The 23,257-nt window shown below is 67.1% G+C and carries 21 protein-coding genes; 11 read left to right on the top strand and 10 right to left on the bottom strand.

Going from position 1 to position 23,257, the window contains the following annotated elements; genetic code table 11:
• Positions 1 to 27 precede the first annotated feature (27 nt).
• Positions 28 to 885: an SDR family NAD(P)-dependent oxidoreductase gene (locus tag ACZ50Z_RS24035; protein ID WP_464485794.1), complete on the bottom strand. Its 858-nt coding sequence runs from the start codon at positions 883 to 885 to the stop codon at positions 28 to 30.
• Positions 886 to 998: 113 nt separating this feature from the next.
• Between ACZ50Z_RS24035 and ACZ50Z_RS24030 the strand changes: the two genes are divergently transcribed.
• From ACZ50Z_RS24030 to ACZ50Z_RS24015, 4 genes are read left to right on the top strand one after another with little or no spacing between them, the layout of a single operon-like run.
• Positions 999 to 2,078 (top strand): NAD(P)H-dependent amine dehydrogenase family protein, encoded by a 1,080-nt coding sequence (locus tag ACZ50Z_RS24030; RefSeq protein ID WP_464485793.1) that lies wholly within the window; start codon positions 999 to 1,001, stop codon positions 2,076 to 2,078.
• 2 nt (positions 2,079 to 2,080) lie between these two features.
• Positions 2,081 to 2,572: a VOC family protein gene (locus tag ACZ50Z_RS24025; RefSeq protein ID WP_464485792.1), complete on the top strand. Its 492-nt coding sequence runs from the start codon at positions 2,081 to 2,083 to the stop codon at positions 2,570 to 2,572.
• Complete coding sequence (locus tag ACZ50Z_RS24020) at positions 2,569 to 3,342, top strand: SDR family NAD(P)-dependent oxidoreductase (RefSeq protein WP_464485791.1); 774 nt, start codon at positions 2,569 to 2,571, stop codon at positions 3,340 to 3,342. Before ACZ50Z_RS24025 ends, ACZ50Z_RS24020 begins: the two co-directional genes overlap by 4 nt.
• Positions 3,339 to 3,947: a TetR/AcrR family transcriptional regulator gene (locus tag ACZ50Z_RS24015; protein ID WP_464485790.1), complete on the top strand. Its 609-nt coding sequence runs from the start codon at positions 3,339 to 3,341 to the stop codon at positions 3,945 to 3,947. The genes ACZ50Z_RS24020 and ACZ50Z_RS24015 overlap by 4 nt, the downstream gene beginning before the upstream one ends.
• 5 nt (positions 3,948 to 3,952) lie before the next feature.
• On the opposite strand, the gene ACZ50Z_RS24010 is transcribed toward ACZ50Z_RS24015, so the two are convergent.
• The gene (locus ACZ50Z_RS24010) at positions 3,953 to 4,942 is read right to left on the bottom strand and encodes a D-2-hydroxyacid dehydrogenase family protein (protein ID WP_464485789.1); all 990 of its coding nucleotides are present in this window, start codon (positions 4,940 to 4,942) and stop codon (positions 3,953 to 3,955) included.
• A 123-nt stretch (positions 4,943 to 5,065) separates the two neighbouring features.
• Between ACZ50Z_RS24010 and ACZ50Z_RS24005 the strand changes: the two genes are divergently transcribed.
• On the top strand, positions 5,066 to 5,488 hold the full coding sequence (locus ACZ50Z_RS24005) for a hypothetical protein (RefSeq protein ID WP_464485788.1): 423 nt from the start codon (positions 5,066 to 5,068) through the stop codon (positions 5,486 to 5,488).
• 118 nt (positions 5,489 to 5,606) lie between these two features.
• Positions 5,607 to 6,491 (top strand): PfkB family carbohydrate kinase, encoded by an 885-nt coding sequence (locus ACZ50Z_RS24000; RefSeq protein ID WP_464485787.1) that lies wholly within the window; start codon positions 5,607 to 5,609, stop codon positions 6,489 to 6,491.
• Here ACZ50Z_RS24000 and ACZ50Z_RS23995 read toward each other — a convergent pair.
• Entirely contained in the window at positions 6,481 to 7,914 is a 1,434-nt protein-coding gene (locus tag ACZ50Z_RS23995; RefSeq protein ID WP_464485786.1) for a short-chain fatty acyl-CoA regulator family protein, read from the bottom strand. The genes ACZ50Z_RS24000 and ACZ50Z_RS23995 overlap by 11 nt on opposite strands.
• 110 nt (positions 7,915 to 8,024) lie before the next feature.
• Between ACZ50Z_RS23995 and prpD the strand changes: the two genes are divergently transcribed.
• From prpD to ACZ50Z_RS23975, 4 genes are read left to right on the top strand one after another with little or no spacing between them, the layout of a single operon-like run.
• A complete protein-coding gene (gene prpD, locus ACZ50Z_RS23990) occupies positions 8,025 to 9,530 on the top strand; it encodes a 2-methylcitrate dehydratase PrpD (RefSeq protein WP_464485785.1) in 1,506 nt (501 codons plus the stop codon).
• Positions 9,530 to 10,432 carry a methylisocitrate lyase gene (gene prpB, locus ACZ50Z_RS23985; protein ID WP_464485784.1) on the top strand — a complete coding sequence of 301 codons (903 nt, stop codon included), beginning with the start codon at positions 9,530 to 9,532 and terminating at the stop codon, positions 10,430 to 10,432. The genes prpD and prpB overlap by 1 nt, the downstream gene beginning before the upstream one ends.
• Before the next feature lie 28 nt (positions 10,433 to 10,460).
• The gene (locus ACZ50Z_RS23980) at positions 10,461 to 11,573 is read left to right on the top strand and encodes a bifunctional 2-methylcitrate synthase/citrate synthase (RefSeq protein WP_464485783.1); all 1,113 of its coding nucleotides are present in this window, start codon (positions 10,461 to 10,463) and stop codon (positions 11,571 to 11,573) included.
• A 5-nt stretch (positions 11,574 to 11,578) separates the two neighbouring features.
• The gene (locus tag ACZ50Z_RS23975; protein ID WP_464485782.1) at positions 11,579 to 14,962 is read left to right on the top strand and encodes a pyruvate carboxylase; all 3,384 of its coding nucleotides are present in this window, start codon (positions 11,579 to 11,581) and stop codon (positions 14,960 to 14,962) included.
• Between the two features lie 46 nt (positions 14,963 to 15,008).
• Here ACZ50Z_RS23975 and ACZ50Z_RS23970 read toward each other — a convergent pair whose 3' ends face one another.
• Genes ACZ50Z_RS23970 through ACZ50Z_RS23960 form a run of 3 tightly spaced genes read right to left on the bottom strand, consistent with a single transcriptional unit; the run spans position 15,009 to position 18,480 of the window.
• A complete protein-coding gene (locus ACZ50Z_RS23970) occupies positions 15,009 to 15,920 on the bottom strand; it encodes an HpcH/HpaI aldolase/citrate lyase family protein (protein WP_464485781.1) in 912 nt (303 codons plus the stop codon).
• A gap of 18 nt (positions 15,921 to 15,938) precedes the next feature.
• Positions 15,939 to 17,123, bottom strand: coding sequence for a CaiB/BaiF CoA transferase family protein (locus ACZ50Z_RS23965; RefSeq protein WP_464486382.1), 1,185 nt, complete (start codon positions 17,121 to 17,123; stop codon positions 15,939 to 15,941).
• Positions 17,116 to 18,480 carry an LLM class flavin-dependent oxidoreductase gene (locus tag ACZ50Z_RS23960; RefSeq protein WP_464485780.1) on the bottom strand — a complete coding sequence of 455 codons (1,365 nt, stop codon included), beginning with the start codon at positions 18,478 to 18,480 and terminating at the stop codon, positions 17,116 to 17,118. The genes ACZ50Z_RS23965 and ACZ50Z_RS23960 overlap by 8 nt, the downstream gene beginning before the upstream one ends.
• Before the next feature lie 67 nt (positions 18,481 to 18,547).
• Here ACZ50Z_RS23960 and ACZ50Z_RS23955 point away from each other — a divergent pair, with 67 nt between their 5' ends.
• The gene (locus ACZ50Z_RS23955; RefSeq protein ID WP_464485779.1) at positions 18,548 to 19,207 is read left to right on the top strand and encodes a GntR family transcriptional regulator; all 660 of its coding nucleotides are present in this window, start codon (positions 18,548 to 18,550) and stop codon (positions 19,205 to 19,207) included.
• A 3-nt stretch (positions 19,208 to 19,210) separates the two neighbouring features.
• Here the strand turns inward: ACZ50Z_RS23955 and ACZ50Z_RS23950 are convergent, their stop codons facing one another.
• From ACZ50Z_RS23950 to ACZ50Z_RS23935, 4 genes are all read right to left on the bottom strand, one after another.
• Complete coding sequence (locus ACZ50Z_RS23950) at positions 19,211 to 20,182, bottom strand: LLM class flavin-dependent oxidoreductase (RefSeq protein ID WP_464485778.1); 972 nt, start codon at positions 20,180 to 20,182, stop codon at positions 19,211 to 19,213.
• A gap of 1 nt (position 20,183) precedes the next feature.
• Positions 20,184 to 21,422 carry an MBL fold metallo-hydrolase gene (locus ACZ50Z_RS23945; protein WP_464485777.1) on the bottom strand — a complete coding sequence of 413 codons (1,239 nt, stop codon included), beginning with the start codon at positions 21,420 to 21,422 and terminating at the stop codon, positions 20,184 to 20,186.
• A gap of 14 nt (positions 21,423 to 21,436) precedes the next feature.
• Positions 21,437 to 22,708, bottom strand: a complete 1,272-nt coding sequence (locus ACZ50Z_RS23940) for a sulfotransferase family protein (RefSeq protein ID WP_464485776.1) — start codon at positions 22,706 to 22,708, stop codon at positions 21,437 to 21,439.
• A gap of 78 nt (positions 22,709 to 22,786) precedes the next feature.
• A complete protein-coding gene (locus ACZ50Z_RS23935) occupies positions 22,787 to 23,173 on the bottom strand; it encodes a DUF2237 family protein (protein ID WP_464485775.1) in 387 nt (128 codons plus the stop codon).
• Between the last annotated feature and the right edge of the window lie 84 nt (positions 23,174 to 23,257).

Genomic DNA, 23,257 nt, shown 5'->3' with positions numbered 1-23,257 from the left:
GGTGTTCTAGAAGCATGCCGGCCGGGCTCATAACAAATCGGTGATCGTCTTCAGCCCCGCCTCATAGAGCACGCCGGGCAGCATCCCGCCGTCGCATTCGATGGTGGTGCCGTTGACGAAGTCGGCCTGCCCGCCGGCGAGGAAAACGCAGAGCCGCCCGACCTCGGCGGGCTCGCCGGCACGCCGCAACGGAACGGCCGCAAAATATTTTTCTCCGGTCGGATCGTCCTTCGGCAGCACAAACGACCGGAAATTCTCGGTCATCGTCGGGCCCAACGCCACGCAGTTGACGCGGACCTTCGGCCCCCACTCCTCGGCGAGCGATCGGGTCAGGTGATTGAGACCGCTTTTGGCCGCACCGTAGGAGACCAGCGTCGGCGAGCCCGCCGGGTGCCCCGCGCCGCTGGAGATGTTGATAATGCAGCCGACGCCGTCCTGGGTCTGCATCTGCCGATAGGCGCGGATGGCGAACCACAGTGGGCTGATGAGGTTCATCTGCACCGCGAACGCATGGAACAGTGCGGTGCGCGCGTACTCGTCGTCACTGGCGGGTGCGCCCTGAATGCGTTGCACCAGTGCAGGAATGCTCTCGGCGTGCGGCGCCGGGACCGTGCCGCCGGCGTTGTTCACCAGGATGTCGACGCGACCGTGGGTGGCCACGACGTCCGCGACGAACTCGTCGATCGAACGATGGTCGCCCTGATCGCAGACTTGCTGAAAAGCGCGGGGCTCCCAATCTTTTTCGATGCCGGGGAGGGCATCCAGCGGCGAACGCGAGCAGCCGATGACCGTCGCGCCGGCCCGCAGCAATTCGTGGGCGATGCCGACGCCCACGCCGCGGCTGGTGCCGGTCACGATCGCGATCTTGCCGTCGAGGACGCTCATCCACAGCCCTTTCCCGAAGTGCCGGTCATTGACAGTCACTGTCAGCGAGTCATAGCCTGCCATTTTGTCCGTCGATGTGTAAAGGCCGTGCACTGCCGTCCGGGAGGTCAATGATGAGTAGCCCGTCCAAGCTTCGTGTCATCCAGTGGGCGACCGGCGGTGTGGGTAAGGCGGCGATCCACTGCGTCCTCAATCACCCGCGGCTGGAGCTCGTCGGGTGCTGGGTGCACAGCGCGGACAAGAACGGTGTCGACGTCGGGCGGATCGTCGGCACGCAGGACCTCGGTGTCACGGCGACCACCAGCATCGACGAGGTGCTGGCACTGGACGCCGACTGCGTCATGTACAGCCCGCTGATACCCAATGACGACGAGGTCATCGCGATCCTGCGGTCCGGCAAGAACGTCGTCACCCCCGTCGGCTGGGTCTACCCCGATCCGGGCAACCCGCGTCACCGGGCCGTCGCCGACGCCGCGGCGGAAAGCGGTGTGACGCTGCATGGTTCGGGGATCCACCCCGGGGGTATCACGGAGCGATTCCCGCTCATGGTGTCCTCGCTGTCGTCGGCGGTCACGCACGTGCGCGCCGAGGAGTTCTCCGACATCCGCACCTACAACGCGCCCGATGTGGTGCGGCACATCATGGGGTTCGGCGGCACCCCCGAGGAAGCCACCCAGGGTCCGATGGCCGGCCTGCTCGACGCGGGCTTCAAGCAGTCGGTGCGGATGATCGCTGACCACATGGAATTCCGCATCGACCCCAACATCAGAACCATCCAGGATGTCGCCGTGGCGACCGCCGACATCGACTACGACCCCTTCCCGATCACCGCGGGCACCGTGGCGGCGCGCCGGTTCCGCTGGCAGGCCCTCGTCGACGGCGAACCGGTGATCACGGCGGCGGTCAACTGGCTGATGGGTGAGGAAAACCTGGACCCCGCCTGGAATTTCGGTGGGCGGGGCGAACGCTTCGAGGTCGAGATCACCGGCGACCCCGACGTGAGCCTCACCTTCAAGGGGCTGCAGCCGGAGACCATCGCGGAAGGGCTGATCAAGAATCCGGGCGTCGTGGTCACTGCCAACCACTGCATCAATGCCGTTCCCGACGTCTGCGCCGCCGAGCCGGGCATCAAGACTTACCTCGATCTGCCGTTGTTCGCCGGCCGTCCGGCCCCGAATCTGGCGGCGGGCTGACCGTGACCCTCGATGACGTGTCGTTCTGTCACCTCGTCGTCGGCGTCACCGACATGGACCGCGCGCTGGCGTTCTACCGAGACGTGCTCGGCATGGATGTCGTCTTCGAATCGCTCATTTCCGGGGAGCCTTTCGATGCGGTGTTGCACGCGAACCGCAAGCAGGAGGGCCGGGTGGTCGGTGGCCTGCTGGGCGGGTTGATGATCGAGCTGCTGTCGATCGGCGCCAACCCGCCCGAACAGAAGCGACGACCCGGCATCACCGGGATCCACAACGTCTCGCTGTCGGTGACCGACCTCGACGACACCCATCGCCGCATCGTCGCCGCCGGTTACACCCCGGACCAGGAACCGTTCGAGATCGGCGGTGTCCGAATGTTTTTCGTCAAGGACCCGGACGGGACGCCGGTGGAGTTCATCGAGCTGCCCGACGGGGCGCGGAGCACCTACGAAATGCACCGGGGCGTACAGCTGCAGATGGGACCCGTCGAATGAGCTACAGCCACCCCGATTCGATGCGTGGGCACGTCGCGATCGTCACCGGCGCCGCCCAGGGTGTCGGCAAAGGCGTGGCCATCGCGTTGCTCGAACGCGGCGCCGCGGTGCTCCTGGTCGACATCCAAGAGGAGGTCCTCGAGGCAACCGCCACCGAACTCGAGGCGATCGGAAGGGTGGAACGGCTCGTCACCGATCTGCGCGACCCCGACAGCGCGCAGCGAATCGCGGCCGCGGCGACCGACGCCTTCGGTGCCGTGCATGGCCTGGTGAACAACGCGATCGCCACCAACGAGCCCAAGGCGTTCGTCGACATCACCACCGACGACCTCGCGCTCGGCTACGACGTCGGCCCCCGGGCGACCTTCCTGCTCATGCAGGCCGTGCACCCGCTGATGGTCAAGCAGGGCGGCGGGTCGATCGTCAACCTCGGCTCCGGGACGGGTACGGGCGGCGAGCCCAAGTGGGGAGGGTACGCGGCGGCCAAGGAAGGCATCCGTGGGCTGTCCAAGGTCGCGGCGCTGGAATGGGGTCGCGACAACATCCGCGTCAACGTCATCTGCCCCTTCGCGGAGTCGGACGGCGTCAAGTACTGGAAGTCGTTCGCGCCCAAGGAATACGAGAAAGCCGTCGGGCGTGTTCCGATGAAGCGCATCGGCGACGTCCGCACCGACGTGGGGGCGGTGGTGGCGTTCCTGCTCGGCAGTGACGCGACGTTCATCACCGGGCAGACCATCCACGTCGACGGCGGGATCGGCTGCTTCCGGTGACCTCTCCCTCCAGACCAGCGTCGCTCCGCGATCGGCAGCGCGCACAGATCCGGGCCGACATTCGGCGCGCGGCGTTCCGGTTGTTCGTGGAGCGCGGGTACGACGCGGTGACTACCGAGGAAATCGCCACCGCCGCGGGCGTTTCCCCGCGCACCTTCTTCCGTCACGTGCCCGCGAAGGAGGAGCTCCTCCTTGCGCCCGTGCGTTACGGTGGCGCCGCGATCGTCAATCTCCTCGAGGGCCGCCCGGCCGCCGAATCGCCCGACATCGCGCTGATCAACGCCATCGTCACCCGCACCCGCTCGTTCGACCAGGCCGACACCGACGAATGGCGCGAAGCACTGCTGGTGGTCCCCGACCTGCTCGACAAGGTGACGGTTCACCGGCCCGCCGACAAGGAGCGGGCGACCAAGCTCATCGCCGAACGGATGGGCGTCAACGCCGACGCCGATCTCCGTCCCGGCCTGCTGGTCCAACTCGCGTTCGCCGCAGCAGATTTCGCGTTCCAGCGGTGGGTGCGGCAAGCCGGAAAGCCGTGGCCGCTCGACCGCTACGTCACGGAGGCTCTCGACGCGGTCAAAAGTCCGCACTGGAAGCCGAAGTGAGGGCGTCAGTGTCGCCGCGACACCTCGGGATTGGCGATCCGAATGGGCTTTCCGTCCAGCCAGGCCACCACTGACTCCACGGTGTCGGAATAGAAGGCGCCGAGCATCTCGCGGGTGACGTATCCCAGGTGCGGCGACAGCGTCACATTCGGGAGCCGCCGCAACCGGTGATCGCTGGGCAGCGGCTCGATGTCGTACACGTCCAGCCCGGCCCCGGCGATGCGCCCGGATTCCAACGCGGCGAGCAGTGCCGCCTCGTCGACGATCGGGCCCCTGGACGTGTTGATCAGGTAGGCGTCTGGCGTCATCAGCGCCAGTTCGGCCTCGCCGACCAGGCCTCGGGTGCGCTCCGAGAGCACCAGGTGGATGGAGACCACATCGGAGGCTTCGAAGAGATACGGCTTTTCCACCCGCCGGGCCCCCACGCTCGCGGCGGCCTCGTCGGTGAGATTCTGGCTCCACGCAATGACGTCCATGCCAAACGCGTTGGCGTATTCGGCCATTCGTTTGCCGACCCTGCCCAGGCCGAGCAGGCCGAGCGTCTTGCCCGCCAACGTCATCCCCGCGGTGCTCTGCCAGCCGCCGTCGCGCATGTGGCGATGCTCTTCGGCGAGATGGCGCACCGTCGCGATCATCAGGCCCCACGCGAGTTCCGGCGTCGCATCGCGCATAGCCCGGAACCGGGGATGCGCGAAATCCGAATGGGCGACCAGGATCCCGTGGTCGGTGGCCGCGGCCATGTCGAGGTTCGGCAGGCTCGTGCCGACGATCGTGATCAGCTTCAGGTTCGGTAGCCGCGCGATGAGGGTTGACGGAAACACCATCCGCTCGCGCAGGGTGCACACCACGTCGAAGGGCCGCAGCGCTTCGGCGGCCGCGTCTCCGGAGAGGTGGCGGTCGAAAACGGTTACGTCGGAGCGATTCTGCACCGACGACCAGTCGGCGACCTGCAGAGCCACCCCGGCGTAGTCGTCCAGTATCGCTACCTTGGGCATGCGGTCGTCCCCAATCCCGTGCATGGCTCACTGGAACACTACGTCGGAGGCGCCGTCAAGACTGTGACGATGTTGTGCGGCGGCGTGGCTGGTGATGCTGGAGAAAGACCGCATACTCAACGAGTGGGACGCCGGCTCGCGTTGGTTCTGTTCGGGGTGACATGGATGATCAGCGGCGCACTGATGACCTTCAATCCGCCGCCGCACGACTTCCGTAGAGCGGCGGCGCTGCCGTTCATGGGCTGCGTCACGATGGCCTTCGGCGTCTACATCGCCATCAAAACGCTACGCGGAGCGGACGCCGCCGATAGCGGCAAGCCGCCCCGGCACGCCAGCGGTGAGGAGACCAGCGTCCGTGCCTCCGTCAAGTTCGTTCTCGGCATGGCGCTCCTTCCCGTGTGCGGTGGCTTCGCTGTCTGGGACGGCGTTCAACGGGGGTTGCTGTCGCTGGTCGGACTGGGGATCGCGACGTTCGCTTTCGGGTTGCTGGCCATACCGCTCACGTCAGGGGTTTTGCGATGGCTCCTGCGGCGGACCCGCCGCTAGATCGCGCGCGCCCCAGCGTCATACCGGTCGGTCATGGCGCCACCGCGGGCTTGGCGTGCGGCCTGAAGAACCGTCGACCGCACGTGTCCGCCTGACGAAAAGTGGGCACTGTGTACGCATGGGCGTTGTGGTGATCGGCCAGATCGCACGCGATCTGGTGCTGCGTACCGACGGGCCGCCGACGGCCGACGATTCCACCACGATCCTGCAGCGCAAGGAATTGCTCGGCGGCAAGGGTGCGAATCAGGCGGTCGGCCTGGCGCAGCTGGGTGTGCCGGTCGCGCTCATCGCGGTGGCCGGTGCCGACGACGCCGGGACGGCGGTACTGGCGCAGGCCCAGCAGGACGGCATCGACGTCGGTGGCGTCGCGCGCCGCGGCACCACGGCGCTGTTGATCGATGTGGTCGCCCGGCCGCCGGAACGCATGCTGCTGGAAGACGTGCCGGAGAGCTCACTGGTTCAAGTCGCCGACCTCGATCGATCAGCTCCCCTGTTCGACGCCGCCGACACCGTGTCCATACAGCTGCAGGAGCCGGCGACCACCGCGGTGGAAGCCGCGCGGCGCGCGCGGCGGCGGGGGCTGCGCGTCGTGGCCGACGGTGCGCCCGCCCCGCACGTTCAACCGGACCTACTCGCGGCGGTCGACGTCATCCGGGCCGACGCCACGGAAGCCTCGCTCATCGCGGGCAGAGAAATCAGCACGGCGAGACAGGCGAGCGAGCTGGCCGCCCACCTGTTGACCTGCGGACCAGAACTGGTCGCAATCGCGGTCCCGGAGGTCGGCGACCTCGTCGCGTGGGATGGCGGCAGCGAGCTTTTCGAATTCGCCGACGTGGAGGTTGTGGATCCGACCGGCGCCGGTGATGCGTTCGTCGCCGGCTTGATCGCCGCGCTGCGGGACGGCGCCGCACCGGCCGAGGCCGGCAGGCGGGCGAACGCGGCCGCCACCGCCACGGTTCAGCGCCTCGGCGGCCGGCCGGACCTGACCGCGCTCAAGGCGTGATCGCCGGTGGATACGGCAGATCGGTGCTGCTGTGCGGGTCGACGTACACCGGGCGGCCGAGATAGGGGAAGGCGCGTTGCGAGCACGCGGGCCGGTCGCAGATCTTGCAGCCGGCACCGATCGGCACGATCGACTCGGCGTCCGCCAAATCGATGCCGACCGAGTAGATCAACTTCTCCGCGTGCGCGACGTCGCACCCCAGGCCGATGGCGAAGCTCTTGTCCGGGCCCAGGTACCGACCCGGCTCCGTCGTGGTGGTCCGGGCGACCCAGAAGTAGGTGCGCCCGTCGGGCATCTGCGCGACCTGGGTCAAAAACTGGCCGGGCCGGGAAAACGCGTGGTGGACCACCCACAGCGGGCAGTTGCCGCCGACGCGGGAGAAGTGAAAGGCGGTGGCGGACTGTCGTTTAGAGATGTTCCCGGCACTGTCGGTGCGGACGAAGATGAATGGGACCCCCCGCGCGTTGGGCCGCTGCAGGGTGGACAGGCGATGACAGATGGTTTCGAACCCCACCGCGAAACGCCTTGCCAGGTAATCGATATCGTAACGGAAGCTTTCCGCCGCTTCGAGGAATCGCAGGTACGGCAACAGCAGGGCGCCGGCGAAGTAGTTGGCCAGCCCGATGCGCGCTACGCCGCGTGAATCGTCACTGAGCTGATCGTCGCCGGCGATGATCCCGGTGATCAACCTGTCCTGGGTGAGCAGGGCGATCTGGGTGGCGAGCTGAAAGGCACGCTGGCCCGGATGCAGCCACCGGGCCACGTACAACGTTTTCGACTCGGGCGCGAACAGGCGTTTCGAATTGGGGTCCAACACCTGGCCGTCGTCGAGCACCACCGAGACGCCGAGCTCGTCGGCGAGCAGCTCAGCGAGTTGGCCGTCGAGTCCGCCGATTCGCAAGCGGTTCTTGTTGAACAGCTCTTCGGCCGCGAGATCCAGTTCGCCGATGTAGTTCTTCCGGTCGTAGAAGAAGTCGCGCACCTCTTCGAACGGCATCGGCTGCTGGGACAGCGACGACGCGTCCGAGGCTTCCCAGTTGGCGCGGCTGTGCAGGGCTTCCAGGTCGGCCGTCGTGTCGTGCAGCCGCCGGTGCAGGTTGACCAGAGTCTGACCGATCGCGGGCATGCGGGCGACGAGCTCCTCGACTTGCGCGGCCGTCGCGGGCGCCTCGGCGAGCACCTCCCGAAGATCGGAAATCAACCGGGCGTCGGATTCCGGCGCGAAGTACTGGCTCGGCAGGTCGAATCGATCGGTGAGGGTGAGCAATACCGGAACGGTGATCGGACGCTGGTCATTCTCCAACTGATTGACGTAGCTGGTCGACAGCCCCAGGACGCGGGCCAGCGCCACCTGGGTCAACCCCTGCTCCTCGCGCAATCGCCGTAGCCGCGCGCCGGCGAACGTCTTCGCCACGGATCCCACCGTACGCCCAACTCCTTTCACAATATTCGCAAAACCATGCGGATAAGGACACAAGATTACGCTTTTACAGGGGATTTACGGCGTCTCCAGCTCTGCGTAGTGTGCGTCTTATGCGTATCCATGATGTTCGGACCCGGCGCACCGCCGACGACTTCCCTCGCAGTGAACACCTGGCGTGGAAGATCGCCGAGGTCGCCGCCGATCCGGTCGCCGTGCCCGCCAACGTCGAGGCGATGGTGATCAACCGCATCATCGACAACGCCGCGGTCTCGGCCGCTTCCGTGATTCGACGGCCGGTCGCGGTCGCGCGGGCGCAGGCGCAGGCGCACCCCGCTGTGGCGAAGGGCGCCAAGGTTTTCGGGATCGACGGTGACTATTCCCCCGGGTGGGCGGCCTGGGCGAACGGCGTCGCGGTGCGCGAATTGGATTTCCACGACACGTTTTTGGCCGCCGAGTACTCGCATCCGGGCGACAACATTCCCGCCCTGGTGGCCGTCGCGCAGCACCTGGGGATCGGCGGTGCGGACCTGATCCGGGGCATCGCGACCGGCTATGAGATTCAGATCGACCTGGTCAAAGGAATCTGCCTGCATGAGCACAAGATTGACCACGTCGCCCACCTGGGCCCGTCGGTGGCCGCCGGCCTCGGCACGATGCTCGGCCTGGACAAAGAGACCATTTACCAGGCGATCGGCCAGGCGCTGCACCTGACGACGTCGACCCGGCAGTCGCGCAAGGGCCTGATCTCGAGCTGGAAGGCATACGCGCCGGCCTGGGCGGGCAAGGTCGCCATCGAGGCCGTCGACCGCGCCATGCGCGGCGAGGGCGCGCCGGCCCCGATCTGGGAGGGCGAGGACGGGGTGATCGCCTGGCTGCTCTCGGGACCGGAGCACACCTATCACGTGCCGCTACCCGAGCCCGGCGAGCCCAAGCGCGCCATTCTGGACAGCTACACCAAGGAGCACTCGGCCGAATATCAGAGCCAGGCGCTGATCGACTTGGCGCGCCGGATGCGTGAACGCATCGGCGATCTGGGCCAGGTCGCGTCGGTCGTCCTGCACACCAGCCATCACACGCATTACGTAATCGGCACCGGCTCAGGCGATCCGCAGAAGTTCGACCCGGACGCGTCGCGGGAGACGCTGGATCACTCGGTGATGTACATCTTCGCGGTCGCGCTGCAGGACGGCACCTGGCATCACGAGCGGTCCTACGCGCCGGAGCGGGCGCATCAGTCCGACACCGTCGGCCTCTGGCACAAGATCTCGACGGTCGAGGATCCCGAATGGACCCGGCGCTACCACTCCGCCGACCCGGCCGAGAAGGCGTTCGGTGCGCGCGCGGAGATCACCCTCAAAAGCGGTGAGGTCATCGTCGACGAGCTCGCCGTCGCCGACGCTCATCCGCTGGGGGCGCGGCCGTTTGAGCGCAAGCAGTACATCGGGAAGTTCGCCGAGCTGACCGAGGGGGTGGTCGGCGAGGCCGAGCAGCAGCGGTTCCTGTCGGCGGCCGAAGCGCTGGCGGACCTGCAGGCGGGCGCCTTGGGCGCGCTCAACATCACGGTCGGTCCGCTGGTGCTCGACAAGGCGCCCGCGATCCGCCCGGGGATTTTCTGATGAGCGGGCTGATGGGCGGTGCCGTGCCGGCGAGCGACAAGCGGGCGCGGTTTCGCGCAGCGCTCGAAAGCGGTGGGCTGCAACGGTTTCCGGGCGCCTTCTCGCCGCTGGTGGCCAAACTCGTCGCCGAGCTGGGGTTCGACGGCGTCTACGTGTCTGGGGCGGCGCTCTCGGCGGACCTCGGCCTACCCGACATCGGCCTGACCACCCTGACCGAAGTCAGCGCGCGCGGCGCCCAGATCGCGGGGGCGACCGACCTGCCCACCCTGATCGACGCCGACACCGGCTTCGGTGAGCCGATGAGCGCGGCGCGTACCGTGACGGTGCTCGAGGATGCCGGGCTGGCCGGCTGTCACCTCGAGGACCAGGAAAACCCCAAGCGCTGTGGGCATCTCGACGGCAAGGCCGTGGTGCCGACCGGCGAGATGATCAAACGCCTGCGGGCCGCCGTCACCGCGCGCCGCGACCCGAATTTCATCGTCTGCGCCCGCACCGATGCCGCCGGCATCGAGGGGGTGCCGGTGGCGATCGAGCGCGCCAAGGCCTACGCCGATGCGGGCGCGGACCTGATCTTCACCGAAGCCTTAGGCAGCCCAGCCGAATTCGAGCGGTTCCGCGCCGCCGTGGACACGCCGTTGCTGGCCAACATGACCGAGTTCGGCAAGTCGCCGCTGCTGACCGCGCAACAGCTGTCCGACATCGGCTACAACGTGGTGATCTACCCGGTCACCACGTTGCGGCTGGCCATGCACACCGTCGAGGCCGGTCTTCGTGAAATCGCCGAGGTCGGAACGCAATCCGGCCTTGTGGACCGTATGCAGCACCGCAGCAGGCTCTACGAATTGCTGCGCTACGCCGATTACAACCAGTTCGATTCCGACCTCTACAACTTCGCGATTTGAAACTTTCGCCCCTCTAAGGAGTCGCGCCATGAGCACACCCCACATCTATAAGGGCCTGGCCGGTGTCGTCGTCGACACGACCGCCATCTCCAAGGTCGTCCCGGAGACCAACTCCCTGACCTACCGCGGGTACGCGGTGCAAGACCTCGCGGCCGCGTGCAGCTTCGAGCAGGTCGCGTACCTGCTGTGGCACGGCGAACTGCCCGACCAGCAGCAGCTGGCGCTGTTCACCCAGCGGGAACGGGCGGCGCGTCGGCTGAACCGGTCCCAACTGTCGCTGCTGACCAAGTTGCCCGACACCTGCCACCCCATGGACGTGGTGCGCACCTTCATCAGCTCGATGGGCGCCGAGGATCCCGACGAGGAGGACAGCAGCCCGGCGGCCAACTACGCCAAGGCGCTGCGGATGTTCGCGGTGCTGCCGACCGTCGTCGCGGCCGACATGCGCCGCCGGCGCGGCCTGGAACCCATCGCGCCCCACAGCCACATGAGCTACGCCCAGAATTTCCTGCACATGTGCTTCGGCGATGTCCCCGAGCAGGTGATCGTCGATGCGTTCGAACAATCCATGGTGCTCTACGCCGAGCACAGCTTCAACGCCTCGACCTTCGCCGCGCGTGTGGTCACCTCGACCCGGTCCGACATCTACAGCGCGGTCACGGCCGCCATCGGTGCGCTCAAGGGCCCGCTGCACGGCGGGGCCAACGAGGCGGTCATGCACGACATGATCGAAATCGCCCACCCCGAGCGGGCTTCGGAGTGGCTGCAGGGCAAGCTGGACCGCAAAGACAAGATCATGGGCTTCGGTCACCGCGTCTACAAAAACGGCGACTCCCGGGTGCCCACCATGAAGGAGGCGCTCAAGCGCGTCGCCGCGGCGCGTGCCGGCCAGAACTGGCTCGACATTTACGAGATCCTGGAAAAGGGGATGGCGCAGGCCACTGGCATCAAGCCGAACCTGGACTTTCCGACCGGGCCCGCCTATTACCTGATGGGCTTCGACATCGGGGCCTTCACGCCCATTTTCGTGATGAGCCGGATCACCGGATGGACGGCGCACATCATCGAGCAGACCGCGTCCAACGCGTTGATCCGTCCGCTGAGCGAATATGTCGGACCGCCGCAGCGGGCTCTATCGTAAATACCGTGTTGACGAAAGTCCTGGTCGCCAATCGCGGCGAGATCGCGATCCGCGCCTTCCGCGCCGCCTACGAACTGGAAATGGCCACCGTGGCGGTCTATCCCTACGAGGACCGCAATTCGGTGCACCGGCTGAAGGCCGACGAGTCGTACCAGATCGGCGAGGAGGGCCACCCGGTCCGCGCCTACCTGTCGGTCGACGACATCGTCGCCACGGCGCAGGCGTGCGGGGCGGACGCGATCTACCCTGGCTACGGCTTCCTGTCCGAGAACCCGGACCTGGCGGCGGCGTGTGCGGCGGCGGGCATCACCTTCGTCGGCCCGAGCGCCGAGGTGCTCGAACTCACCGGCAACAAGTCGCGGGCGATCGCGGCGGCGCGGGCGGCGGGCCTGCCCGTGCTGGCCTCGTCGACGCCGTCTACATCGGTGGACGAGTTGGTGACGGCCGCCGAGTCGATGACGTTTCCCTTGTTCGTCAAGGCGGTCGCCGGTGGCGGCGGCCGTGGGATGCGCCGGGTCAGCGACCCGGCTGCGCTGCCGGAGGCGATCGAGGCGGCCAGCCGGGAGGCCGAATCCGCCTTCGGGGATGCCTCGGTGTTTCTCGAGCAGGCGGTGATCAACCCGCGTCACATCGAGGTCCAGATCCTGGCGGACAATCACGGCAACGTGATCCACCTCTATGAACGGGATTGCAGCGTGCAGCGGCGCCACCAGAAGGTGATCGAAATCGCACCGGCACCGAACCTGGAGCCACAACTGCGCGAACGCATCTGCGCCGATGCGGTGGCGTTCGCGCAAAGCATCGGCTACACCTGCGCGGGCACGGTCGAATTCCTGCTCGACGAACGCGGCAACCACGTGTTCATCGAGATGAACCCCCGCATCCAGGTGGAGCACACCGTCACCGAGGAGATCACCGACGTCGACCTGGTGTCCGCCCAACTGCGCATCGCTGGTGGGCAATCGCTGGAAGACATTGGCCTGCGCCAGGATTCGATCGTTCCGCACGGCGCGGCGCTGCAATGCCGCATCACTACCGAAGACCCGGCGAACGGCTTCCGCCCGGACACCGGCCGCATCACCGCCTACCGCACCCCCGGCGGCGCGGGCATCCGGCTGGACGGCGGCACGACCCTGGGCGCGGAGATCAGCGCGCATTTCGACTCGATGCTGATCAAGCTCAGTTGCCGGGGCCGTGACTTCCCCACCGCCGTGCGCCGGGCCCGACGGGCGGTCGCGGAATTCCGCATCCGCGGTGTGTCGACGAACATCCCTTTCCTGCAAGCGGTTCTGGACGATCCTGACTTTCAGGCCGGACGCATCACCACGTCGTTCATCGAGGAACGCCCGCAGCTACTCACGGCGCGCAGCTCGGCCGATCGCGGCACCAAAATTCTCAGCTATCTGGCCGACGTCACCGTCAACAAGCCGCACGGCGAGCGCCCGTCGACGGTGTACCCGCATGACAAGCTGCCCGACATCGACCTGTCGACGGAGCCGCCCGCGGGCTCCAAGCAGCGGTTGACCGAGCTCGGACCCCAGCGATTCGCGGCCTGGCTTCGCGAGTCGCGCGGTGTCGCCGTCACGGACACCACGTTCCGCGACGCGCACCAGTCGCTGCTGGCGACCCGGGTCCGCACCAGCGGCCTGATCAAGGTCGCGCCCTACCTGGCGCGGACCATGCCGCAGTTGTTGTCGGTGGAGTGCTGGGGCGGGGCGACTTACGATGTGGCGCTGCGGTTCTTGAAAGAGGATCCCTGGGAGCGGCTGGCTGCGCTGCGGGAGGCGATGCCCAACATCTGTCTGCAGATGCTGCTGCGCGGGCGCAACACCGTTGGCTACACGCCCTATCCGGAGACGGTGACGACCGCGTTCGTCGAGGAGGCGACGGCCACCGGCATCGACATCTTCCGCATCTTCGACGCGTTGAACAATGTCGACTCGATGCGACCGGCCATCGACGCGGTGCGAGACACCGGCAAGGCGGTGGCCGAGGTGGCGATGTCCTACACCGGCGATCTGTCCGACCCGGCCGAAAAGCTGTACACGCTCGACTATTACCTCAAATTGGCCGAGCAGATCGTCGAAGCGGGCGCGCACGTCCTGGCGATCAAGGACATGGCCGGATTGTTGCGCGCACCGGCCGCCGCGACACTGGTCTCAGCGCTGAAATCCCGGTTCGACCTGCCGGTGCACGTGCATACGCACGACACCCCGGGCGGACAACTGGCCAGCTACGTGGCGGCCTGGCACGCCGGCGCCGATGCCGTCGACGGCGCGGCCGCCCCGCTCGCGGGGACCACCAGCCAGCCCGCGCTGTCGTCGATCGTGGCCGCCGCGGCCAACACCGATTACGACACCGGGTTGTCGCTGCCGGCGGTATGCGACCTGGAGCCGTACTGGGAGGCGCTGCGAAAGGTGTACGCGCCCTTCGAATCCGGGCTGCCATCCCCGACCGGCCGCGTCTATCACCACGAGATCCCCGGTGGCCAACTGTCGAACCTGCGCCAACAGGCCATCGCGCTGGGACTCGGAGACCGGTTCGAGGATATCGAGAACGCCTATGCCGGCGCCGACGCCATCCTCGGGCACCTGGTCAAGGTCACGCCGTCGAGCAAGGTGGTCGGCGACTTGGCGCTGGCGCTGGTCGGAGCGGGCGTCAGCGCGCAGGACTTCGCCGACGATCCCGCCCGCTACGACATTCCGGACTCGGTCATCGGCTTTTTGCGCGGCGAACTCGGCGATCCACCCGGCGGCTGGCCCGAACCGTTGCGCACCAAGGCATTAGACGGCCGAGGGCCGGCGAAGCCCGAGCAGCCACTGACGGCCGACGACGAAAAGGCATTGGCCGCACCGGGGGTCGAGCGCCAGGCGGCGCTGAACCGGTTGCTGTTCCCCGGGCCGGCCAAGGAGCTCGAGGACCACCGCGAGGCCTACGGCGACACCTCGGGACTCAGCGCCAACCAGTTCTTCTACGGATTACGCCAAGGGGACGAACACCGCGTGCAGCTGGAGCGCGGTGTGGAGCTGCTGATCGGGCTGGAGGCCATCTCCGACCCCGACGAACGCGGCATGCGCACCGTGATGTGCATCCTCAACGGTCAGCTGCGGCCCGTCGTCGTGCGCGACCGCAGCATCGCCACCGACGTGCCGGCGGCCGAAAAGGCCGATCGCACCAACCCCGACCACGTCGCCGCGCCCTTTGCCGGCGTCGTCACGGTCACCGCCGAGGTCGGCGACGAGGTCGAAGCCGGACAGACGATCGCGACGATCGAGGCGATGAAGATGGAAGCCGCCGTCACCACCGGAAAGGCCGGCAAGGTCGCGCGAATCGCGGTGTCGCCCACCGCACAAGTCGAGGGCGGCGACCTCTTGGTGGTGATCGACTAGCGGCGATCGCAAGCGCGGCGTAGCCGGGCGCAGCGGGTCGCCGCCATCAAGCGCTACCGTTGATCAGCGCCGCGCGCGCCAGGGTCTGCTCCGCCTGCTTCACGTGGGCGGCGTCGACCAGCACGCCGTTCACCCCGACGGCGCCGCGGCCCTTGGCCTCGGCCTCGCGGTAGGCGGCGACATTGGCTTCGGCGCGGGCGATCTCGTCGGCGGTCGGGGCATAGACCTCGTTGGCGACGGGCACCTGGTCGGGGTGGATCGCCCATTTGCCGGTGTAGCCGAGCAGCGATGCGCGCCGGGCGTCACGCTCATACCCGGAGAGGTCGCGATAGTCGGGGTACGGCGCGTCGATCGCGTCGATGCCGGCGATGCGCGCGGCGACGATGACCTTGTTGCGCGCGTACGCCCAGAACTCGCCGGGATACTCGCCCAGCGGGACGAAGTTGGTGTCCACCCGGGCGCCCTGGGACAGCGAGAAATCGCCCACCCCGAAGATCAGGGCGTCCAGGCGACCGCTGGCCGCCGCGATCTCTTCGGCGTTGGCCAGACCTTCGACCTCTTCGATCAGCACCTCGAGACGAATCTCCTTGTCCAGGTTCAGCTTTGACTCCAGCTGTGTGAGCAGGACATCCACCCACCACACGTCGCGCGCGGTGCGGGCCTTGGGGATCATGATGGTGTCGAGGTTGCGGCCCGCCCTCGTCACCACCTCGATGACGTCGTCGTGGCACCATCGGGTGTCCAGGCCGTTGATCCGCACCGCCCGCGCGGTGCGGCCCCAGTCCAGGTCGTTGAGCGCGCTGACCGCCTTACCGCGCGATTCCTCCTTGAACGCGGCCGGCGTGGCGTCCTCGAGGTCGAGGAACACCAGGTCGGCGCCGCAGCCGGCGGCCTTGTCGAACATGTTGTCGTTGCAGGCGGGCACCGCGAGTTCGGAGCGGCGGAGAAGATTCGTCATCGTGTCAATTTCCTTTTGTCACAACACGCCACGGGCGTGCAGGTCGTCGATTTCGTCGTGGCTCATGCCGAGCAGCTCCCCGTACACCTCGGTGTTGTGCTCGCCGAGGCGCGGTCCCAAATGAGCGACCGTGCCGGGCGACGACGAGAAACGCGGAACGGGAGCCTGCACCGTCATGGGTCCGAGTTGTTGGTCGTCGACCGAGATGAACACCTCACGATGCGCCAGCTGCTCGTCGGCGACCAGGTCGCTGATGTCATACACCGGGGCCGCGGCCACCTCGTGCGCTTCGAAGGCGACCATGGCTTCCGAAAGCGTCTTGGTGGCAACCCAATCGGCGACCACGGCATCGACCTCGCGGGCCCGCGCCAGCCGTCGCTGCGGGTCGGAGAAGTCGGCGTCGTCGAGCAGATCGTGCCTGCCGATCGCCCGGAACACCCGCAGCGCCAACGCCGGCGAGCTGCCGGACATGGCCAGCCACCTGCCGTCCGCGGTGCGATAGGTGTTGCGCGGGGCGGAAATATCCCACCGGTTGCCGGCCCGCTCGGGCACCAGGCCCAACTGGTCGTAACCCAACAACGTCTGTTCCAGCAGCCGGGCCAGCGGATCGATCAGGTTGACATCGATCAATTGTCCGGGCCCGCCGTGCACGTCGCGGTGATATAGCGCCATCATCACCGCGTAGGCGGCGTTCAGCGACGCGACGCCGTCGGCCAGCATGAACGGCGGCAGGGTCGGCGGCGCACCGGCCTGGCCGGTGATGTGCGCGAACCCGCTCATCGCCTCGCCCAGCGTGCCGAAGCCCGGGCGCTCACTCTTCGGCCCGCTCAGCCCGTAGCCGGTGATATGCAGCATCACGATGCGCTCGTTGACCGCGCGCAGGCTCTCGTAGTCCAGACCCCACTTGCGCAGGGTCTGTGGGCGGGTATTGAAGATGGCAACGTCGGCGTGCTCCACCAGACGGCGCACCAGCGCCTGGCCTTCGGCGCTGCGCAGGTCCAGCGTGATCGATCGTTTGTTGCGTGCGATCGACTTCCACATCAGGCCCACCCCGTCGCGCTGATTGCCCCAGCCGCGGATCGGGTCGCCGTGGCGCGGCTCCTCGACCTTGATCACGTCGGCGCCGAACTCCCCGAGATAGGTGGCCACCAGAGGCGCGGCGGCCAGCGTGGCGAGGTCGAGCACCCGCAGCCCGTCAAGCATGGGCACCGGCGGCCACGCGGGTGTTCGAGGGACGCTGCAGCCCGAGATGACCGCGCAGCGTGGAGGCTTCGTATTCGGTGCGGAACAGCCCGCGCCGCTGCAGCTCGGGCACCACCATGCGCACGACGTCTTCGAACGCGCCGGGCAGATGCGTTGCGGCCAAGACGAATCCGTCGCAGGCGCCGCTTTCGAACCAGTCGGCCATCTGGTCGGCGACCTGTTCGCCGGTGCCGACGAAGCGGGGCCCCTGCAGGAGGGTGGCGCGATGGTTGGCAAGGTCGCGCAGCGTGACAGTGTCCCCACCGATATGGGTGCGCAGGTTCTGCACCAGCCCGCGGATGCCGGAGACCGAAGCGAGCAGTTCGTCGGTCACCGGGTCGTCGAGATCGTGTTGCGCGAAGTCGTAATTCATCAGCTCCGACAACAGCGTCAGCGAGGCCATCGGATGCACGAGGTCGTTGAGGAACATGGCTTCGCGATCCTTGGCGTGGGATTCGGATTCGCCCACCACCGCGTAGGCCATGGGGCAGATGCGCACGGCGCCGGGATCGCGACCGGCGTCGGCGATGCGGTCTTTTTGATCGGCGTAGTGGCTACGCGCGACCTCGATGCCCGGGTCCCCGGTGAAGATCAATTCGGCCCACCGAGAAGCGAATTCGCGGCCACGGCCAGAGGACCCGGCCTGGATGATGACGGGACGGCCCTGCGGGGTACGCGGCACGGTCAACGGGCCCCGCGCGGAGAAGAACTGGCCGACGTGCCCCAGCTCGTGCACCTTGGCGGGGTCCGCGAACTGGCCGGACACCCGGTCGAGCAGGACGGCCTCGTCCTCCCAGGTGTCCCACAGGCCGGTCACCACGTCCATGAATTCGTCGGCGCGGTCGTAGCGTTCGTCGTGACCGAGGTGTGCGTCCACACCGAAGTTCTGCGCCTCGCTGTCGTTGACCGAGGTGACCACGTTCCACGCCGCGCGTCCGCCCGAAAGGTGGTCGAGCGAGGCGAACGTGCGCGCCACGTGGAACGGCTGGTAATAGGTCGTCGAGTACGTGGCGCCCAGCCCGATCTTCGAGGTGGCTTGCGCGAGCACCCCGAGGATCACGCTCAGATCCAGCTTGACCGGCCGGGCGCCGTAGTGCACGGCCTCGCCCACCGATCCGCCGTAGACCCCCGGCATGGCCAGGCGGTCGTCGAAGAACATCAGGTCAAAACAACCCTCTTCGAGTTGGCGGCCGATCTTGGCGTAGTAGGACGCGTCCAGGTAGCGGTGTTCGGTCGCGGGGTGCCGCCACGAGCCCGCGTACACCGAGGTGCTGCCGGCCTGCATAAAGGCGACGAGCGCCATTTTGTCGGTTCGCATGTTTGAAACGTAACATCTGATATTTCAGATATCAAATGCTAAACCTGTCGTTTGGTATTATCCCCAGGTGGCTTCGACCTCAGGGATCGACATCTCCGGGACGGTCCGGGAGCGTGCCGCCCGCGAGCTTCGCGACCGCATCCTGACCGGCGTCCTGCCCGCCGGCTCACGCGTCGACCTCGACGCCATCACCGCCGAATTCGCCACCAGCCGCACGCCGGTGCGCGAGGCGCTGCTGGAGCTGTCCTTCGAGGGCCTGGTTCAGGTCGCCCCGCGCAGCGGGGTCACGGTGCTCGGCATCAGCCCGGACGACGTCCTGGACAGCTTCACCATCCTCGGGGTGTTGACCGGGCAGGCCGCGGCGTGGGCCGCCGAGCGGATCGAGCCCGCGGAGCTCGCCACCCTACGAGAACTCGCGGCCGACGTCGTCGCGCGATCCGGTGACGACACCATCGGAGAAGCCAACTGGCATTTCCATCAGATGATCCACCGCGCCGCGCACTCGCCTCGCCTGCTGAATCAGATCAAGCAGGTCGCCCGGGTGGTGCCGAGCAACTTCCTCACCCTGTTCCCCGAGCACGAAAAGCATTCGCTCGACGAGCATCAACAGCTTCTCGACGCGCTGCGTGACAAGGACGCCGAACGGGCCCGTGCGATCGCCGAACGACACGTCTTGGACGCCGGGCGTTCGCTGGCCGACTGGCTCGAGCAACGCCGCGACGGTTAGCCGTCAGGCCAACACGGGCAGCACCTTGTCGGTAAGCAACTGGACCGACTTCCACGCTTCCTCAACGGGCATGCCTCCGACCAGGGGGTGCATGACGAGCGGGCCGTAATTCTGCGCCTCACGCACCTCGGTGATCAGCTGCTCTGGAGTCAGGAAGCGGTATCGCCCCGACGCCCTGACCTGGTCCAGGGTTTGAACGCCCGGCAGGTGCATGAGTGAACGCTGATCCGTTGACCACCCGCCGTAAGTGACCGCCTCCCAAAGGATGTGGTCGCCGAGTTCCTCCCACGCGCGCTCGGGGTCCTCGTGCAGGTAGATCATTCCGCGGTTGACCGGACCCGGCATCAGAATGAAGGGCGCCATGTCGGCCTCGGCGCATAGCTCGCGGTAGTAGGCGGCGATCTCGGGCAGGTGATCGGCGAGGCTGAGCGGCAGCCGGAACCGGGCCGCGCGGCGGGCCGTGGCGCGCGCACCGCCGCCGACGTACAGCGGTGGGTGCGGGCGGGTCCACGTGCCGGTGCAGATGCCCGCGTCAGGATCGTCACCGGACCAGACCGCCAGCATCCGCTCCAGCAGGCTGTCCATCAGCGCGCCCCGGCGGGCGAAATCGGTTCCGAGAGCGTCGTATTCGACGGTGCGGTACCCCAGGCCCACCGTGGTGTGCAGCCGGCCCCGGCTCATGTTGTCGACCAGCGCGATGTCTTCGGCAAGCCTGACCGGGTTCCACAGCGGCCCCAACGCGCAATCGACGCTGGCGATCAGCGTCGAGGTTCGTGCCAAGAACATCGCCGCGGCCATGATCGGATTGCAGCTCCACCCGTGCCCGGTCGCGTGATGCTCGTCGACACTGATGGAGGTGATGCCGTGCGTTTCGCCCCACTGCGCCAATTCCAAAGCAGCGGAAAGGAGTTCGCCCTGTAAGCGTGGATCCCCTTGTGGGGATGCAAAATTGAACCGCAGCACCGTCAACAGCATGTTATGAGTTCCTCGCGATCTGGTCGCGCAGCCAGGCGCTTTCCCAGAAGTTCGTGCTGGCGGCGAGGAGTCTCTCATGCGCTTGCCGCAGCACATCGCGAGCCTCCGGATGCTCCGAGGGCACGAGTTGCGCGAGGTGGATCGCGTGCAGCTCACGACCGGCAGCCAGGTGATCCCGGGCACGATCCAGCAGTGCATCGGCGCCGGCGAGTTCGACCACGTCGGTGGCGACGGCGTCGAATCCGACCGGGTACAGCTCGGTGGTCGATTCGTGGTGAAACCAACCCGAGTAGTTCTCCCAGACGGCGCGTACGTCCCAGGCGACTTTCCCATAGCCTTGGCCCACTTCGTATTCCGCGGGCACGGTGATCTCGCGCATCAACGTGCGGACGTCCTTGCCGACGTTCATGCCGGCGACCGTCTGATCGTGGATGTACTCGATGGCGTCGCGCAGCCGGGTCAGTTCGGCGTGGATGCGCTCGGCCCCCGCGACGGGCTCGAAGTGTCCGGTGACCAGCAGCTCGGGCTGCAGGTCGCGGACCCGTTCCACCGAAGCGATGGCCGTCAGCGCATCCCGGTAGCGGTCTCCTCGCATGGTGACGAGGTTGGGGATGTGCCCGAACAATGGCCCGAAGGTATTTCCGCACAGACAGATTCGCTCCTGCGGCAACCAGACGACGAGCGAGTCGGTGGTCTCCCCGCCGGGCACCGAGATCAGCTCCATCCGTCGGCCGCCGAGTTCCAACGTCAGCGTGTCCTCGAAGTTGAGGTCGACGACGGGCACGCTCTGGCCTGCCAGCCGCGTCGTCCCGAGGCGGCGTTGGATGGCTTCGATGCCGCTGGCGAGCGTTTCTTTGAACGCGAACGCGCTGCGGCTGGCCCGGTAGGGGATCAGGCGGTCGTTGTCGTCGCGCCACGCGGTCCAGTTCGCTTGCGCGACAACGGTCGTGCCGGGGTCGCGCACGCTGTCCAGTCCGCCGACATGGTCGACATGACCCTGCGTGAAGATGATGTAACGCACGGGCGACGAGTCCACAGCGTCGAAGTTGGCTCGATGCACCGGGCCCTCGAAACCCATGCCGGTGTTGACGATCACCCGGCCCTGCGTCGTGGTGAGCAGATACGAGTTGGACAGGCCGGGCGAGCACCATATTCCGGGGGCGATCTCCTCGGCCTTCTCCGCGGAGGCCGGGCGCATCGCGTCGGCGCCGGGCCTGCTGCGATAGACAGGTTCGGTCATCGCTGCTGACTCCTTTATTCGGGTCGGACGTCGAACTTGTCGAAGTAGAAGCCGAACCGGCCGCGAAGTTCGTCGGCCGAGATGCCGAAGTGCCGTTGCAGTTCGTAATGGATGCGGCCGTGCTTGCCGCGCGGGTTGCCGTCCAGGTAGCGCTGGAAGCAGTCGCGCACCGGCTGCGGCAATTCGACACCGCCGCAATCGTATAGCCGTTCGAGCACCGGCATCTCGTTGCCGCCCAGCTGGTGGAAGTTGACATCGATGCTGCGTGCGGTGTCCACCAGGTCACGGTCGCGCACGCAGGCGCTCAGCAGTCGGTGCACGCGATCGCTCCAATAGTCCAGCAGCCACTGTGGGTCAATGCTACTGCGGCGCAACCGATCTGAGTAGGCCATCATGGTGATCGCCGATTGGATCACCGCGACTGGATCGCGGTGCGTGAAGGCCACGGTCGCGTCGGGGAACGTCGCCATCAGCGGGCCGAGCTGCTCGCAGTGCTGCGGGCTCTTGAGGACCCAGCTTCGTGGGCCGCGCAGAAAGGTCAACGCCTGCAGCGCTTTTTTCATGTAGGTGTAATGGCGGGTTTGGTCGAGGCTCAGGTAGTAGTCGCGCCAGTCAGGCACCCGCGCATGCCATTCCAAGACGTAGGAGGCCAGGTCAAGGTCGAGGAGTTCCACCTCCTCCTCGATCGCCTCGGGGAAGCGGTCATGCATGGCGGCCACCACCGGTGCGCTGGCCATCAGCGCTTCGTGTTCTGATTTGGCCCGCGCGTAGCGGGGGTCGACGCCGAAAATGTCGGGGCCCTGCCCGCGGGCGGGGATGGGATCCTGGCTCTCCCAGTACGGCAGCGCGCGCCGGCGCGGGTCGGCGGCAATGAGATTCACCAGATGCGTGGTGCCCGACCGCGGCATCCCGACCACGATGAAAGGCCGCTCGATCGGGATGGATTCGATCTCGGGATACCGCGCGATTAACTCGGTGAGCGACAACCGGTTGCGCAGCAGGCGCACGATTCGCTCGCGTAGTGAACCGCGGGTGAGCTGGCGCAGGCCCGTGTCGGCTTCGATCGCCGCGACGTGCGCGCGCAGCCGGTCGACGAAGCCGTCGGTGTCGTCGAGATCGGCGGCTTTGACCTCCAGGCCGCTCTGTTCGATGGCCTCGACGAGCATCCGGTCGATGTCGAGGTCGACGCGCTTGGCCTCGGTGAACTTAAGGATCTGACGCTGAACGTCGGTCAACTGGGGCGCGGTCAGATCGTCGAAGTCGATGTCGTCGACCGCAGCACCCACTCCGAACCCCTCTTCGACGCGTCAGGCGAGAGATATGACACCGAGGCTAGACGCGGCGGGATTCCGTCGTTCACCCACCTACAGGTTGGCCAGATCGTCGGGGACGTCGATCTTGTGCGCCTGCAGCGCCTCCAGGGGCACGACTTCGAGGGTGCTTTCGTGCGTGGACGCCAGCACCACCGGCGCCGCGCACCCGTCGTAGTGCGCCCGTAGCCAGTTCAGCGCGGTCACGCACCAGCGGTCGCCGGGCAGCAGGCCGGGGAACCGGTACTCGGGAACCGGGGTCAGCAGGTCGTTGCCGATGGAGCGCTGGTGCTCCAAGAACTCGGCGGTCATTACCGCGCAAACCGTGTGCCGTCCAAGGTCCTGAGGCCCAGTTGAGCAACAGCCGTCGCGGTAGAAACCGGTCAGCGGGTCTGTGCCGCACGGTTCCAGCGGACCGCCCAGCACATTTCGATCAGGCACCCGTCCAGTATTGCTCTCGTAGGGGTGAAGTTTGAAGGGATTTGCCGACTGCGCCGCAAGATTTTTCGCGCCTGTGCCTCGAGG

Source organism: Mycobacterium sp. NTMscope_MAC_269 (genome assembly GCF_976985695.1).
Note: the sequence above shows the minus strand (reverse complement) of the source record. Positions and strands in the feature narration are given on the sequence as shown.